The organism is Erwinia sp. S43 (genome assembly GCF_016624745.1).
Taxonomy (GTDB): domain Bacteria; phylum Pseudomonadota; class Gammaproteobacteria; order Enterobacterales; family Enterobacteriaceae; genus Erwinia; species Erwinia coffeiphila.
Genome location: NZ_JACVTX010000007.1, coordinates 136,382 through 150,716, shown reverse-complemented (window position 1 = coordinate 150,716; position 14,335 = coordinate 136,382). Strand labels below are relative to the sequence as shown.

Annotated in this window: 14 protein-coding genes; 4 read left to right on the top strand and 10 right to left on the bottom strand. The window is 54.7% G+C overall.

The genetic code is table 11. From position 1 onward, the window contains the following. Positions 1 to 80 precede the first annotated feature (80 nt). The 4 genes from IBT47_RS11710 to IBT47_RS11695 all read right to left on the bottom strand — a co-directional run bounded on the left by IBT47_RS11710 (position 81) and on the right by IBT47_RS11695 (position 4,010). Positions 81 to 2,588 (bottom strand): TonB-dependent receptor, encoded by a 2,508-nt coding sequence (locus tag IBT47_RS11710; protein ID WP_200560575.1) that lies wholly within the window; start codon positions 2,586 to 2,588, stop codon positions 81 to 83. 182 nt (positions 2,589 to 2,770) lie between these two features. After that, complete coding sequence (locus tag IBT47_RS11705) at positions 2,771 to 3,265, bottom strand: GNAT family N-acetyltransferase (protein ID WP_105592125.1); 495 nt, start codon at positions 3,263 to 3,265, stop codon at positions 2,771 to 2,773. Beyond that, complete coding sequence (locus IBT47_RS11700; protein WP_200560574.1) at positions 3,262 to 3,555, bottom strand: DUF1778 domain-containing protein; 294 nt, start codon at positions 3,553 to 3,555, stop codon at positions 3,262 to 3,264. The genes IBT47_RS11705 and IBT47_RS11700 overlap by 4 nt, the downstream gene beginning before the upstream one ends. Positions 3,556 to 3,677: 122 nt before the next feature. Further along, positions 3,678 to 4,010, bottom strand: a complete 333-nt coding sequence (locus IBT47_RS11695; protein WP_200560573.1) for a MerR family transcriptional regulator — start codon at positions 4,008 to 4,010, stop codon at positions 3,678 to 3,680. Positions 4,011 to 4,083: 73 nt separating this feature from the next. Here IBT47_RS11695 and IBT47_RS11690 point away from each other — a divergent pair, with 73 nt between their 5' ends. Further along, positions 4,084 to 4,476, top strand: a complete 393-nt coding sequence (locus IBT47_RS11690) for an EthD domain-containing protein (RefSeq protein WP_200560572.1) — start codon at positions 4,084 to 4,086, stop codon at positions 4,474 to 4,476. A gap of 70 nt (positions 4,477 to 4,546) precedes the next feature. Here IBT47_RS11690 and IBT47_RS11685 read toward each other — a convergent pair whose 3' ends face one another. The 5 genes from IBT47_RS11685 to glyA form a co-directional block, all read right to left on the bottom strand. Then, a complete protein-coding gene (locus tag IBT47_RS11685; RefSeq protein ID WP_200560571.1) occupies positions 4,547 to 5,893 on the bottom strand; it encodes a gluconate:H+ symporter in 1,347 nt (448 codons plus the stop codon). 105 nt (positions 5,894 to 5,998) lie between these two features. After that, on the bottom strand, positions 5,999 to 6,892 hold the full coding sequence (purU, locus tag IBT47_RS11680; RefSeq protein WP_200560570.1) for a formyltetrahydrofolate deformylase: 894 nt from the start codon (positions 6,890 to 6,892) through the stop codon (positions 5,999 to 6,001). A gap of 10 nt (positions 6,893 to 6,902) precedes the next feature. After that, positions 6,903 to 7,802: a bifunctional methylenetetrahydrofolate dehydrogenase/methenyltetrahydrofolate cyclohydrolase FolD gene (gene folD / locus IBT47_RS11675; RefSeq protein WP_200560569.1), complete on the bottom strand. Its 900-nt coding sequence runs from the start codon at positions 7,800 to 7,802 to the stop codon at positions 6,903 to 6,905. 115 nt (positions 7,803 to 7,917) lie between these two features. Then, positions 7,918 to 9,240 carry a D-serine ammonia-lyase gene (locus IBT47_RS11670; RefSeq protein WP_200560568.1) on the bottom strand — a complete coding sequence of 441 codons (1,323 nt, stop codon included), beginning with the start codon at positions 9,238 to 9,240 and terminating at the stop codon, positions 7,918 to 7,920. 63 nt (positions 9,241 to 9,303) lie between these two features. Beyond that, a complete protein-coding gene (glyA, locus tag IBT47_RS11665; RefSeq protein WP_200560567.1) occupies positions 9,304 to 10,575 on the bottom strand; it encodes a serine hydroxymethyltransferase in 1,272 nt (423 codons plus the stop codon). A gap of 133 nt (positions 10,576 to 10,708) precedes the next feature. On the opposite strand from glyA, the gene IBT47_RS11660 reads away from it, so the two are divergent. From IBT47_RS11660 to IBT47_RS11650, 3 genes are all read left to right on the top strand, one after another. Continuing rightward, positions 10,709 to 11,662, top strand: a complete 954-nt coding sequence (locus IBT47_RS11660) for a LysR family transcriptional regulator (RefSeq protein ID WP_200560566.1) — start codon at positions 10,709 to 10,711, stop codon at positions 11,660 to 11,662. A gap of 461 nt (positions 11,663 to 12,123) precedes the next feature. Continuing rightward, complete coding sequence (locus IBT47_RS11655) at positions 12,124 to 12,834, top strand: flagellar brake protein (protein ID WP_200560565.1); 711 nt, start codon at positions 12,124 to 12,126, stop codon at positions 12,832 to 12,834. 110 nt (positions 12,835 to 12,944) lie between these two features. After that, positions 12,945 to 13,646, top strand: coding sequence for an EAL domain-containing protein (locus IBT47_RS11650; RefSeq protein ID WP_370569886.1), 702 nt, complete (start codon positions 12,945 to 12,947; stop codon positions 13,644 to 13,646). Between the two features lie 36 nt (positions 13,647 to 13,682). On the opposite strand, the gene IBT47_RS11645 is transcribed toward IBT47_RS11650, so the two are convergent. Beyond that, entirely contained in the window at positions 13,683 to 14,333 is a 651-nt protein-coding gene (locus tag IBT47_RS11645) for a fimbrial protein (RefSeq protein ID WP_200560563.1), read from the bottom strand. Positions 14,334 to 14,335: the final 2 nt, after the last annotated feature.

Here is a 14,335-nt window from a genome sequence, read left to right as displayed (position 1 = left end):
TGAATTTTAACGCGCTTTACCGCGTTATGCGGCCACACGTGCGGTGCGGGGGCCGCAGCGGCCCCCGCTGGGAGGAAGGATTAGAAACGCTGGCTGACGCTGAACTTGAAGTTGCGCCCGACGCCGGAAACCGATTCGCCGAGGTACGGATAGTAGTTGTGGTTCAGCAGGTTATCGACGGTGACTCGCGCCTCAAGACCGCGCCAGAAGTTTGGCTCCCACGAAGCGAACAGGCCGTACAGCGCATAGCCGGAGGTTTTCGGCAGCGCCCACACCGCCGCCTGAGGATCGCCATCCACCGGCGAGCGGTCCTGCTTGCGCACGAAGTCGCCGGTTACGCCGAAGGCCAGGTTGGCACGCGGCACTTTCAGGCCGAGCATCGCGTGTGCGGTCGTCGGCGGGATTTCGGCGATCCATGTTTCATTACCCCACGGGTCGCGCGGTGAGCCGTCGCGCTTACCGCGAATCGATGACAGCGACAGGCTGCCGAACAGGCTTTCACTGTCGTAGAACGACTCAACCTCGAACCCTTCAATGGTGTAGCCCGGCAGGTTGCGATAGTTGGAGAGCGGCTGGCCGCAGCTACCCTCTTCGCACAGCACGCCGCGGCGGTAGAAGATCTCGTTCTTTCCACGGTTGCGGAACAGGGTGGTACGGATCTGCAGGCTGTCCTTGTCCAGCAGCAGGTCGTTGAAGTCAAGCACCGCGCCCAGCCGGATGCCGGTAATGCGCTCCACCTGCAGATTGCGGCTGGTGCCCGGCACGCTGGAAGCGGCAGACTGCACTTCGTACTGCTCGTCGATCACCGGCGCGCGCCAGGTGCGGCTGACGTCGGCAAACAGCGAGACGTTACGCGTCGCCTTCCAGATGGTGCCGAGGTGCGGCGACCAGCCGGTGTAGGTCACGCTGCTGTAGTCGTGGCCGGCCAGCGGATCGCTGTCGTTATAGCGCGGCGCGAGGTTCGGCCGCCCGGTGTTGGTGACGTGGTCGTAGCGCAGGCCTGGGGTGATCGTCAGGTCGCCGTAGCTCACCGCATCCTGTAGATAGACGCTACGCGTCTCCTGTTTACCCGCTGGCATATAGTAAGGCTGGAAGTAACCATAGTTGTAGCTGGCGTTGGTCGCACCGGACGGATAGTACATCAGCGTATCGCGGTCGTGCTTGTGCAGCTGCGTGCCGATCAGCAGCTTGTGCTCCAGCGGCCCGCTGTTGAACTCGCTCACGTTGCTGACGTCCAGCTGGCGGTCGGTATAGCTGACCCAGCTCTCGTTGCCCAGCGTGCCGAGATAGCTGGACTGCGAGGCGGAGTCAGGCCGCCGGTCGTGCTGTTCGGTTTTCGAATAGGCCAGCGCCACGGTCAGATTGACCAGCGGCTGTGACTCCGGGGCGAGGTTCCACTTCGCGGAGTAGTTGCTGTCCTTCTGATCGCGGTAGACCAGAATGCGGCGCCAGGCCTCCTCATAGCCGTAGCGGTCGATGTTCGCCTGGCTCGGCGCGGCGATGTCGTCGCGTTTGGCGGCAAACGGCTGCCAGCCGTCGGATTCAGAACGCATCGCCGAGAGGGTCAGGGTCTGCGAATCGGTCAGATAAAGGTTAGTTTTCAGCAGGTAAGAGGTCTGGTCGTTCTCAGAATACGCGAAGCGCGTGCCGTCCGGGCGCTTGATATTGCCGCCGTCGCGGCGGCTGGCGTACAGCAGGCCGTCGGCAAATCCCTCCTCGCTGCGGCCGTACAGCGCGCCGCTGTAAATGCCCTGGCGATCGTTGGTGTGGTAGCTGTATTTCAGCATGCCGCCGAGATCTTCCCCCGGACGCAGCATATCACCGGCGTCTTTGGTTTCCATCGTGATGGTGCCGCCGAAGCCGCCGTTAGCGTTCTGAATATTATGCGGCCCCTTGTCGACGCTCACTCGCTTCAGCAGCTCCGGCTCAATAAATACCGAACCCTGGCGATACTTTTCGAAGCCCTTAGGCGCGCCGTCCAGTACCACCTTAACGTCTTCCATGTCGCCCATACCCCAGATATTCAGGCTCTGCCCACCCGGACGAGGCGAACCGGCCATCGATACACCCGGCAGCTTGTCGAGCAGGCTGGCCACGTTGTCGGCCTGGATACGGTCGATATCCTGCTGGTCAAGCGTGGAGCGCCCGGCGGCGGTACTGTCGGACAGCCCGGCGACCACCGACAGCTCTGGAATGGCGAGAGCCTGTTCTGCCGCGCTGTCGACCAGCCGGTAGCCGCTGTCGGTCTGTTCAGCGCGCAGGCCGCTCCCTGCCAGCAGGATATCCAGCGCCTGCTCAACGCCGTAGCTGCCGCGCACACCGGCGCTGCTTTTCCCGCGGGTCTGCTCCGGGGTGAAAATCAGAATGACGCCCGCCTGGCCAGCGGCGCTGCGCAGCGCCCCCGCCAGATCCCCGGCAGGAACCGAGAAGGTCCGCGCTGCTGGCTGCTGTAGCGTAGCGGACTGCGCCAGCGCGCAAACGGGCACGACGGCGGTGGCGGCCAGAAGGCTGGTGATGGCGATAGCGAGGCGACTACGGCCAGAGGCGGCCCCCGCGCGCGTCGGGCGGACTGTATTTTTTATGGTCATTTAGCGGTTCCCTGAAGGTATTGAATCGAAAGCTCATCAAAGAGGTCACGCGAGGGAAGAAATCGGGCAGAAAAAAAAGAAAATTAGTCGGGGAACGGGCTGCGCTATCTATCCTCTTTCATTCTGAGGAGAGAGATATGCCAAAAAGAGAATCACAATGCGTAAAAATCGGAACCTGTAATTTAAATCGATAAACTCCCTGTCAAATCCCCCAGCGTCACCATCAGCATCATTGGGTCTATTGGTGAAGGCTCAAATCCTAATCTCAGGTAAAATTCCCGCGCGTCATCAGACAGCGCATGTACCATCATTCCTCTGATGCCGATGGTATCTGCTACCTGAATGACCCGTAGCCCGGCATCTCGCACTAATGCCCTGCCAACACCCTGACCGTGTAATGATTTATCCACCGCCAAACGGCCCAGCACAACGACGGGGATCGGGTCGGGCATATTACGGCGAAAACGTCCGGGAGCGGCATTCGTCATTACGGCACTGGAGGCCAATGAATAATACGCCAGCACGCTTAAGCCATCACAGCTGACGAAAGTACGTGATGCGCCAGTGACCTGATTTTTCATCGCCCGCTGTTTTAGCCAGTTATCCATAGACTCCACGCCACAACAAAATGCAGACAGCAGATGTTCGGCGTGGAGCGGCTCGGGTGCAGATATCATTCTTTCCTTTCCCATGGGGCAAGGGTTTGCATCGTTTTTCGCAGTGCGTCATTCGCCGCAGGAGCCTGATCCAATCGGGTAAGAAAAGCCTGATAAGCGTCTGGATCTGCCATGATGATCCGCCGATCGATTAACGCTTCCTCTGCGGCGGCACGAGCAGCCTCAAGAACAAAATCTGTGCGATTTTTTCCCTTGGCTTTTGCCGCACGATCGATGAGATCCCGCTCGGCGGGCTTGATGCGCAAATTCAATGTTTCGCGTTTGACAGAAGCACTGTTCGTTAAGGGCATAATGTTATCTCCACCATACTTACTGGACATTAATCATACAGCAATCGTAACGCAGATGTCATTACGGGTTATCGTAACCACAGGGCGTAGGATGCTCCTCAATCAGAATGCCACGGCAGCATTCACTGCCCCAGCAGCCCCTTAAGAAGCCCACGGCTTTCATCCAGGTCCGCCATCTGCTTTTCAATCACATCCAGCTGCTCGTGCACCTTCACCTGTAAAGCTTCACAGGGCGCACTACCCGAACTCACACAGTTCAGCAGGCTGCGAATAACCGGCAGCGTAAATCCGGCCGCATTCAGCATCAGCACCTGACGGACCGTTTCCACATCCTGTTGGGAAAAATGCCGGTAGTTTGTGTCGCTACGCGTCGGGTGCAGCAATCCAGCCTTCTCATAGTAGCGAAGCATGCGAATGCTTACGCCGGTCAGCGACGCCAGCTTACCAATCTGCATCTTCCCTCCCCTTGACTCTGACAGTGCTGTCAGAGTGTAAGCTTGCCTCTGTCGAAATAACAGGAGCAGCACGATGTTGAAGTTAATCATGTGTGTAAAAAGACGGGCGGACTTAACGGCTGAAGAATTCGATCGATACTGGCGTGAAAACCATGCCCGGCTGGTGACTAAACACGCTCAGGTACTGGGAATTCGTCGCTATATCCAGACCCTCCCTTATGCTGATGCTTCGGCACAAGAGGCACTACGGCAAACCCGAAATGCCCCTCAGGTGGATTACGATGGCTGCGCTGAGCTGTGGTGGGACGACATGGCGTCACATCTGGCGGCGCGTAAAACCGAGGAGGGATTACTGGCACTGCGGGAGCTGATTGCCGATGAACGACAGTTTGTCGATTTAACGCAATCACAGCTCTGGTACGGTGAGGAAAGGACGATCGTTTCTGAGCCCCCCATTAGCCGTTAATCACCATGCTCTTGCCCCACCATCGCACGCCCTGAGCGATAACTCTGGGCGTGAGAAAGATCTTCACCGCTTACAAAACGTATCCCAGCACCAGAGTAGCCAGCAGCGCAACCACCGAGGCCAGCACCGTAGCGCCAGTAAACTTCTTCAGCGCATCGGAAAGCGAGATCCCCAGATACTCGCGAACGATCCAGAACGCGGAATCGGTCACGTGCGCCCAGCCAATCGATCCGGCACCAATCGCAATCACCATCACTTCGGGGCTGAGCGAAGGATCGGCCGCCAGCATCGGGCTAATCATGCTGGCCGCGCTGATCATGGCAACGGTCGCCGATCCCACCGCCAGATGCATGATCCAGGCAATAAACCAGGCGAGGATTATCGGATTGATGTGCGTGCCCAGCAGCATGGATGAAATCGCTTTACCCACCCCGCTCTGGATCAGTACGCCGTTAAAGGCACCGCCCGCGCCAATCACAAAGACAATGGTGGCCAGCACGGGAAAGCTGCGTTGTGAGGTTTCAAGCAGTTGCAGCATGGTTTTACCCTGCCGCAGCCCCAGCGCCCAAAAGGCAAAAGCCAGTGAAATCAGCAGCGCCGTTAGCGGATTACCCACCGCGACGGTAAAGCGATGAACCACCGAATCCTGCGGCAGCCCGGACGTCAGGGTTTTCAGCACCATCAGGATCAGCGGCAGGCAAATGGTAAAAAGCGTGATGCCAAAACCGGGAAGAGGGCGATCGCCGTGCCCTGCCTGACTCGTTCTGGCAGCGAGAAAGCGTTCCTGTTCCGGCGTGGCTTCTTTCTTACACACCAGATTAACCCACAGCGGCCCCGAGATAATCATCGTGGGAATACCCACCAGAATGCCGTACAGGATCACTTTGCCCACGTCTGCATTCAACATCACGGTAATCGCCATAGCGGCCGGATGCGGCGGTAAAATACAGTGAATGGTCATCAGGGACAGCGCCAGGGGGATACTCAGATAAAGCAGATTCATTTTTGTCTGGCGGGCGATTTCATACACCAGCGGAATCAGCAGCACGAAGCCCACTTCGAAAAACACCGGAATACCGGCAATGGCCCCCACCGCCGCCATCACCCAGTGCGCGCGTCTGGCACCCAGATGATTCAGTAACGTTTTGGCCAGGCGCTCCGCACCGCCGGATTCCTCCAGCACTTTACCTAAAATTCCGCCAAGCCCAATGATGGCAATCAGGTTGCCCAGCGTACCGCCAATGCCCTTTTCAATCGCGTCCACAATGTCAGGCAAATTCATTCCCGACCCCAGCCCCACGCCAAAGCAGGCAATAATCAGCGTCAGAAACGCATGCACTTTTACTTTAATAATCAGCAGAACAATCGCAATAACGGCGGCAAGAAGAACCAGCAACAGCCACGAGCTGTGATCCATATTTTTTCTCCCTGAGTCGGGGTAGGATTTTATTGTTCAGCCCCGGGCAGGCAGGGGCTGGCCGAAAAGAAATTCGCTTACCGGATAAGGTACGAGCCGCGGGGGTTACCCGCCGTTGGTGGTTTTATAAGAATCCGGCGATGGCGGGAACACGATGGTTTTATCTCCGTTGATAAATACCCGGCCATGAACATGGGCGTGAATGGCTCTGGCGAGCACCACGCTCTCAACATCCCTGCCCAGCGAGATATAGTCGGCAGCGCTCTGTGCGTGGGTAATGCGCACGATGTCCTGTTCAATAATCGGGCCTTCATCCAGATCGGCGGTCACGTAATGAGACGTGGCACCAATCAGCTTTACGCCCCGGCGAAACGCCTGATGGTAAGGATTACCGCCTTTGAATGAAGGCAGGAAGGAGTGGTGGATATTGATGATCCGCCCGGACATCTTCCGGCACATCTCATCAGACAAAATCTGCATATAGCGGGCCAGTACGATCAGCTCGGCCTGCGACTCCCGCACCACGCGCATCTGCGCCGCTTCGGCTTCCGGTTTGTTCTCACCATTAACCGGAATGTGGTGGTAAGGAATGCCGTGCCCCTCAACCAGCGTGCGGAAATCAGTATGGTTGGAGATTACGGCCACAATATCGATCGGCAGCGCGCCGATTCGCCTGCGGAACAGCAGATCGTTCAGGCAGTGGCCGAAGCGTGAAACCATCAGCACCACCTTAAGTTTGCTCTGCTCCTGAAAGAACCTGCTCTCCATCTGATATTTTTTAACGATGGGCTGAAAACCCTGCTGCAAATCCTCAAGCGTCCGCCCCTCGTCCGAGCGGAAAGTGATGCGCATAAAATAGCGGTTAGTGCTTTCATCATCGAACTGGGCGCTATCGCGAATATTGCAGCCGTTCGCCGCCAGATAGCCGACGATATCCGCCGTCACGCCACGAATTGACGGGCAGCTAACACTCAGCACAGCGTTTTTTATCTCATTCATGGTGAGTTCCTTATTGAGTATCACGGGCCTGTGAACGCGGCAGATTCTGCCAGCGCCAGGCGGTCAGGGTATTTTCCAGCAGGCAGGCGATAGTCATTGGGCCGACACCGCCGGGTACGGGAGTAATGGCGGCGGCATGGCCGCACTCTTCGAAGGCAACATCTCCGACAATCCGGGAGCGCCCGTCCCGCTCAACGCGGTTAATCCCGACGTCAATCACCACCGCGCCGGGTTTAACCCAGTCGCCCCTGACCAGGTGCGGACTACCGGCGGCCACCACCAGGATCTCGGCGGTACGGCACAGATCGGCGATATTCCGGGTTTGGATATGTGCCACGGTGACCGTGCAGTTTTCTGCCAGCAGCAGCTGTGCCATCGGCTTGCCGACGATATTGGATTTGCCAATCACCACCGCCTTCATCCCGGTCAGATCGCCCAGGCGATTTTTCAGCAGCATCAGACAGCCCAGCGGAGTACAGGGAACCAGCGACGGCTGGCCGGTGAACAGGCGCCCGGCATTGACGACATGGAAACCATCAACGTCCTTATCCGGGGCTATCGCATTAATCACCGCGCGGGCGTCCAGATGTGCCGGAAGAGGTAATTGAACGAGGATGCCGTTGACCCGGCTGTCGCTGTTCAGGTCGTCGAGCAGCGCCATCAGTTCGGCCTGCGTAACACTGACCGGCAAATGGAAAGCAAAAGACTCCATCCCTGCGGCCAGGGTCTCGCGCCGTTTTGCATTGACATAGATGGCGCTGGCGGGATCTTCCCCGACCAGCACGACGGCAAGGCCCGGAGTCGCTCCGCTCTCTTCGCGAATGCGCACTACCTCACTGGCTATACGTTGGACCAGACCGGTGGCGAACGCTTTACCGTCGATCCTCGCGGCCCCAGACAGGGTATCCATCAGGTTATTCCTCATATAAAAAAGGACCGCGCGTGTTCACGCGGCAACACTTTCCCGGGCGGCGGAAAAGTGTGGTCCGCAGCCTGGGAATATCGGTAAAAGTGGGAGTTGGCCGCTAGGCCAGTTCTGAACCGCGCTTCATAAAGGTCCAGAACTGTTCCTGGGGAACAAATGCGCCGCCCGTGGTCCACACCACATGCGTGGCTTCCGCAAGCTTGTCAGAAAATCCGTGCCTTTCGGCCCAGGAGCGCCCCTGGGGGCTGTTGACGATAAAGTCAGGACCGGCGAAACCCGCCGTGGCGGAAGGTTCCAGCCGGATGCCCTGCGTTATCTGGGCCTGCCACAGCCAGCGAAACAGATCGTCGTCCGCCACGGTGAAAATCCCAGAGAGCAGCGGCTTCATCACCTCGGCAACAAACGCAGACATGCGTGCAACCGCCATCCCGTCGGCTTCGGTTTTATTGCTCAGCCCCACGTCATAAACCGACACCAGCGATTGCGAGCCGCTCATCATATGGACCAGCGCACACGGCGACTGCACCGGCTCAACGAAGAAGGCATGGACTGCGTCACCAAAAATCGCCTTCAGACCATAGGCCACGCCGCCGGGTGCGCCGCCGATGCCGCACGGTAGATAGACGAGGAGTGGGCGGTCGCGATCGACGGTCACCCCTGCCCGATCGAGCTGCCTGGCAAGCTCACTCGCCGCAGCACTGTAGCCGAAAAACAGCAGCTCAGAACGCTCATCATCCACGAAGTAAATGCGGTCATCGGCTTCGGCGGCAATCCGCGCCTGCTCCACCGCCGTGGTGTAATCCGCCTGATGCTGTACCACCTCAACGCCCTGCCGCGTCAGCCGGTCCACTTTCCACTGTTTAGCGTCAGAAGACATGTGCACCACCGCGCGGAAACCCAGCGCGCGCGCGGCGATCCCCACGCTCATGCCCAGATTCCCGGTGCTGCCCACGGCGATGGTATATTGCGAAAAGAGCGCGCGTGCCTCTTCGCCGGCCAGCGCCAGGATATCGCCCCCCTCCTGATAAATACCCAGCTCTTCTGCCAGCGCCAGGGCATACATAAAGACTTCATAAACGCCACCACGGGCTTTAATCGATCCCGCCACGGGCAGATCGCCATCGTTCTTCACGAACAGTCGGCCAAACTCGGGGCCGCCGTAGCCGAGTGCGTTTCGCAGCGCCACGGCCTCAATCAGCTGGGACTGAATCGCCCCGCCGACAGGCTCCAGCTCCGGGAAACAGCGGCACAGCAGTGGAGCCAGCCGCTGCCAGTTCCGCTCGGCTTCCTTCACCTGCGAGGGCCGAACGGGCAACGCGAGATCGTTGATCCCGCCATCGCGCAGGTAGGGGTTTAGCCACAGCGCGGGCTTGCCGGCCAGGATATCTTCTCGCGCCGGATTTTCCGGAAGTAAAAAGCTCATCTTCTTTCTCCTGTTATCGCAGATGTGCCGCTAACACGGTGGCGCATCCGTGTATCGATGACGTTATGCGTAGGTCGGGAAACTGGCACAAAGGTCCTGAACCTGCGCCAGGCACTTTTCCACCACGGCAATACGTTTTTCAGCTTCCAGGAACTGCGCGTCGAAAATGTCCGCGATCAGCCCACCGATAAGTTCAAACTCGGCGGCCCCGAAACCCCGTGTGGTTCCGGCGGAGCTTCCCAGACGCAGCCCTTTCCACTCGGAAGGGCGTGGGCTGTCGAACGGGATCGGATTTTTGTTCGAGGTAATATTGATAGAAGAGAGCGCATCCTGGGCTTTCTGGCCGGTCAGCCCTTTTGAGGAAACATCAACCAGAACCACATGGGTGTCGGTACCGCCGCTGACGATGCGAACGCCGCGATCCTGCAACACCCTGGCCAGCACCTGCGCATTGTTTTTCACCCCGGCAGCGTAGGTTTTAAATTCCGGGGTTAACGCTTCGCCCAGCGCCACGGCTTTTCCGGCAATCGTCGCCAGATGCGCGCTGCCCTGAACGCCGGGGAACACCGCGGGCTGAATTTTTTTGAACAGATCTTCACGGTTGGTCAGCACCAATCCACCGCGCGCCCCACGCAGGGTTTTGGTGGTGGTGCAGGTGACAATATCGGCAAACGGCAGCGGTGAGGGATGAACCCCAGCGGCGACCAGGCCCGCAAAGTGCGCCATATCAACCAGATAGAATGCCCCCACTTTGTCGGCAATTTCCCGCATGCGTTTAAAATCGATTTCGCGCGGATAGGAAGATCCCCCGGCAATAATCAGCTTCGGCTTATGTTCCAGCGCCATGGCTTCCACGTTGTCGTAATCAATCAGGCCCGTTTCGCGGTCCACGCCGTAGGAGTGAATGGTGAACCAGCGCCCTGACTGGTTTGGCTTTGCACCATGGCTGAGGTGCCCGCCCGCAGCGAGGTCAAGGCTCAGCACGGTGTCACCCGGCTGCAGCAGAGCAAAAAACACCGCCTGGTTTGCCTGGGTACCGGAGTGGGGCTGAACGTTGACATAGTCGCAGTCGAACAGCTTTTTCGCCCGATCGATGGCCGCCTGTTCAACTACGTCGGCAAAGGCCGCTCCGCCGTGGAAACGATTTCCCGGATAGCCTTCTACGGTCTTATTGGTGATCACCGAGCCCAGCGCATCCAGCGTTGCCTGGCTCACCGAATTTTCCGATGCAATCAGTTCGATCTGGCCCTGCTGGCGCTTTTTTTCATTCTCCAAAGCCTGGCCGATAAGCGGGTCACGTACCGAAAGACGATCCTGGAAGTAGGATTTGCTCATTGTTTTATCTCGCTCTTGGTTAATATCGCTGGTTGTCCTTTGAGCAAGTTAATAGCGTGTTAATATTCAGGACAAGCGAATAATTTTGCAATAATCTTTAAGCTGAACTTAAAGATTGAGATAAGAAAAAACTATGGATATCAATAAACTGGCGGCATTACGCGAACTTGCGCTTAGAAAAACAATGACCGAGGTCGCAAAAAACCTGCACCTCTCTCCTTCGGCGGTATCACAGCAGATCGCCCAGTTGGAAGAAGAAGTTGGTATCGATTTAACCGAACGCCGGGGACGCGGCGTGGAATTAACCATCGCAGGCCAGCGTTTAGTGGAATATGCCAATCGCATCTTTACCGAGCTGGAATCGGCACGCGCCGAAATGTCTCATTTGAAAAAGGAAGTCGCCGGAACGCTGCGCGTCGCAGCATTTCCCTCGGTCGCGGCCGCATTAATGCCGGCAACGTGGAGTGCGTTAACAGCAAGCCACCCGATGCTGCAGATTCAGTTTGATGAACTGGAACCGGAAGAAGCCGTTACCGCGCTACGCGGCTGGCAAACGGACGTGGCGCTGGTGGACGATCTGAATACGTCGCCCGGAATGCTCGACGCCAATATAGGCATCATTCCGTTATTAGAAGACGTCTTTAATGTGGTTCTGCCACTGCAGCATCCGCTGGCGGAAAAAAAGAAAATAACCTTCGCCGAGTTAATAGAGGAGAAGTGGATTATTGATACCGCCTCAATGACCTATACCGATATGCTGTCTGAGGCGTGCCGCAGATCCGGTTTTACGCCTAATATCGTGGCGAAGTGCAAGGGCTTTGAAGTCACTATCGCCCTGATCCGCGGCGGATGTGGAATCGCCATTCTTCCTGAACTCAGAGCAAAAATGGATCTTGAAGGGGCGCTGGTCAAACGCGTAGTGCCCGAAATCAGACGTAAAATATTTGTGGTTTACAGAAAAAGCGAAAAGAAAAATCCTTTGATCAGAGCATTTCTTATCGCGTTGCTGACGCAGTCAGTTATTCTCAAACAGGGCAGTTTCAATGCAGAATCGAAGCACATTATTCAGACTCTGCTTTTAGAATAGAATCGCTTTTGGTGCCTGCGTGTCAGGCACTATGCGCTCCTGAAAAAAGAGTCATGTTTCACATCCACGCCGTTTTACGCATCCCTTACATCTTTCGGATTCACAGGCCAGATTGCGTAGAGTTAGTCGCTATTAGCTTATTTCTTTAGTCGATTGATTTTATGTTATCCAGAATCGATAGCTATTAACGAAAATGAGACAGGAAATATTCTGCCACCAAAAGTACGTTTACCATTCGTTTAAAAAAACAGTAAATAACCACATAATAAATAAGTGTTATTTAAATTTACCCTACCCAGGAGAATACTTAGCAAAACTGTCAAGTACCTGTTAATTGTCTTCATCTATTATTTAAACATTAACAATAGACGACCCTCACAATCTCTTGCACTAAGTGGTGATTTTTTCCTATAGGATAAAGACCAAAATGGTACTAAAAAAATAGCATGAGAGGATATGGAATGTCAGTGGGGATCTTAAAAGAGTCTAAATATGAAATATTGGCAATCTTGAGAGAAGAGTGCAGAGTTAAATCTGAAATAGACATTTATCATAAAGGAGAATTGTGGGCAGCAAATATCAAAAAGGTTGATTTCTCATGTTTTTATATTAATCCTGATGATTCGGATTTTTCATCTATTCCTGATAACGCGATGTTCTCTTTTGTATTACACAGCCAGTTAGGAAAAATTGAGTTCAGCGCTGCATTAAGCACCGAAGGTGACCGTCAAAACACCACCAATGCCATTGCTTTTTTTTTGCCTGATAGCATTAACATTTTGCAACGTCGCTTAACACAACGCGTACGCGTTAAAAACGATTCGGGTTTCTTCTGTTCGGGTCGACACAAGAGCGGTGAAAGCTATAGATGTACTATCAATGACCTTTCCGAGGGAGGATGTTCTTTTATATCTGAATCCTTCAAAAAAAAGTTTATGGATAAAGGAATGGCATTAGACAATGTAGAGATTTCACTTGCAGAATACGGTATTATTGTCACCAGTCTGAAAGTGGTTAACGTCACGCCGGTGTATCAGGATCGTTCTCATGAACGAAACGCTTTTCGCATTTCCTGTAAATTCAACTATAAAAACCCCGACACTAAAAAATACATCGAGGACACCGTATTAAAGATAACCGTCGATCAAAAACTCAAGTCCAGAAGATTTTAGTTCCAAATTATATTTAAGTTTGAATAGCATATTGTGTATTCTGGTTGTCATTGCCGTTGGCGATGACACATCAAATAAAAACTGACACCTGAAAAATAATGAGCAATACGATGCTTATCGATACGTTATCTCGTGGTGATATAGCCATTCGCTATGTTTATCAGAAAATGTTCTCACCTGAAGGAAAACTGGTTGCCGTTGAATGCCTGAGCCGCTTTGACCGAATCACCGTCTCCCCCGATGTTTTTTTTCGCAATGTAAACAATTCATTACGTGAAGATATTTTTATCGAGCAGCTGGCACAGGCAGAGCAGCACAGGGACTGGTTCCTGGATAATGCCGTGTTTCTGACTATCAATATCGACGATCATATCCTCTCGCTTCTACAGCGTCATGATATTGCGAAAAGGATTGAGCGTCTGGAACATGTGCATTTTGAGGTAGCTGAATACTCAGTCAGCTTACTGAGCCGCGCGCCGGTAAACCGTTTATTGCCGCTGAACGTTTCACTCTGGCTGGATGACTTTGGTTCTGGTCATGCCGGAATCGGTGCTATTCGCGGCTATCATTTTAATTACGTAAAAATTGACAAAGAATTCTTCTGGCATTTAATAGAAAAAGAACACGGACGCCAGCTCATGCAGGCGCTAATTACATTCCTGTCAAAAAATAATCACCGGGTGATTATCGAGGGTGTTGAGAACGAAGAACATCAACGCTGGCTAAGCGGCATGGAATGGTTTGCAATGCAGGGGTTTTACTGGCAGGAAGTCAGTATTGAACAACTGGTGCAGGAAGAGGTTATTATTTAATATGCCGGAGCAACCCGGCATCACTCTTTGATATTATTAATTATAAAGCAGCTCCAGCGTTGCCAGGCTGCTAATCGGTCCGCTGGTCACCTGCTGCGGCGAGGTGGTCACATAGCCTATATAGTAGGTTAATACACCACTGCTTGCCGATTGATCCTGCATCTTAACCTGATTCTGCTGCGGGTCGGCCGGAACAATTTTATTTTCCGCTACCAGATTGCTGCCGTCATTGGTCGCCAGAGCCAGGTAAATATGGCGCGCACCGTCGGGTAAAATATTATCCAGGTACTCGGCACTGTTGTTATTCACCGCGCTCATTCCCACACCACTAATCCAGCGCACGCTGACTATCGGAAGCGATATTTGACGATCTTCCCCGCCATGCGAATTCAGCTGGCACTGAGACAGTTCCAGCGTAAAAGCCTGCGGATTCATAAACGCCCCCGCCCCACGCTGGTGAACTTCAGTAAGACTGACCGGAGCCAGCCAGATATTACCGCTACCGGCATTATTACTGCCATTTAGCGCCACGCTGCATGACGTATCGCTAACTCGCCCACGAAACTCGATCCGCCCATCATCATAGAAAGGCAACTTCCCCAGGGCTGAAAAGACGATAAAACCGCAGCCCAGCAGAATCATCTGAACGATCTTTTTAAGGGCTAAATACGATAACGATTCGCTCATAT

Excerpts from the sequence above, each read along its gene's own strand:
- IBT47_RS11710 (WP_200560575.1), bottom strand. The coding sequence starts at position 2,588 with ATGACCATAAAAAATACAGTCCGCCCGACGCGCGCGGGGGCCGCCTCT.
- IBT47_RS11705 (WP_105592125.1), bottom strand. The coding sequence starts at position 3,265 with ATGATATCTGCACCCGAGCCGCTCCACGCCGAACATCTGCTGTCTGCA.
- IBT47_RS11700 (WP_200560574.1), bottom strand. The coding sequence starts at position 3,555 with ATGCCCTTAACGAACAGTGCTTCTGTCAAACGCGAAACATTGAATTTG.
- IBT47_RS11695 (WP_200560573.1), bottom strand. The coding sequence starts at position 4,010 with ATGCAGATTGGTAAGCTGGCGTCGCTGACCGGCGTAAGCATTCGCATG.
- IBT47_RS11690 (WP_200560572.1), top strand. The coding sequence starts at position 4,084 with ATGTTGAAGTTAATCATGTGTGTAAAAAGACGGGCGGACTTAACGGCT.
- IBT47_RS11685 (WP_200560571.1), bottom strand. The coding sequence starts at position 5,893 with ATGGATCACAGCTCGTGGCTGTTGCTGGTTCTTCTTGCCGCCGTTATT.
- purU (WP_200560570.1), bottom strand. The coding sequence starts at position 6,892 with ATGAATGAGATAAAAAACGCTGTGCTGAGTGTTAGCTGCCCGTCAATT.
- folD (WP_200560569.1), bottom strand. The coding sequence starts at position 7,802 with ATGGATACCCTGTCTGGGGCCGCGAGGATCGACGGTAAAGCGTTCGCC.
- IBT47_RS11670 (WP_200560568.1), bottom strand. The coding sequence starts at position 9,240 with ATGAGCTTTTTACTTCCGGAAAATCCGGCGCGAGAAGATATCCTGGCC.
- glyA (WP_200560567.1), bottom strand. The coding sequence starts at position 10,575 with ATGAGCAAATCCTACTTCCAGGATCGTCTTTCGGTACGTGACCCGCTT.
- IBT47_RS11660 (WP_200560566.1), top strand. The coding sequence starts at position 10,709 with ATGGATATCAATAAACTGGCGGCATTACGCGAACTTGCGCTTAGAAAA.
- IBT47_RS11655 (WP_200560565.1), top strand. The coding sequence starts at position 12,124 with ATGTCAGTGGGGATCTTAAAAGAGTCTAAATATGAAATATTGGCAATC.
- IBT47_RS11650 (WP_370569886.1), top strand. The coding sequence starts at position 12,945 with ATGCTTATCGATACGTTATCTCGTGGTGATATAGCCATTCGCTATGTT.
- IBT47_RS11645 (WP_200560563.1), bottom strand. The coding sequence starts at position 14,333 with ATGAGCGAATCGTTATCGTATTTAGCCCTTAAAAAGATCGTTCAGATG.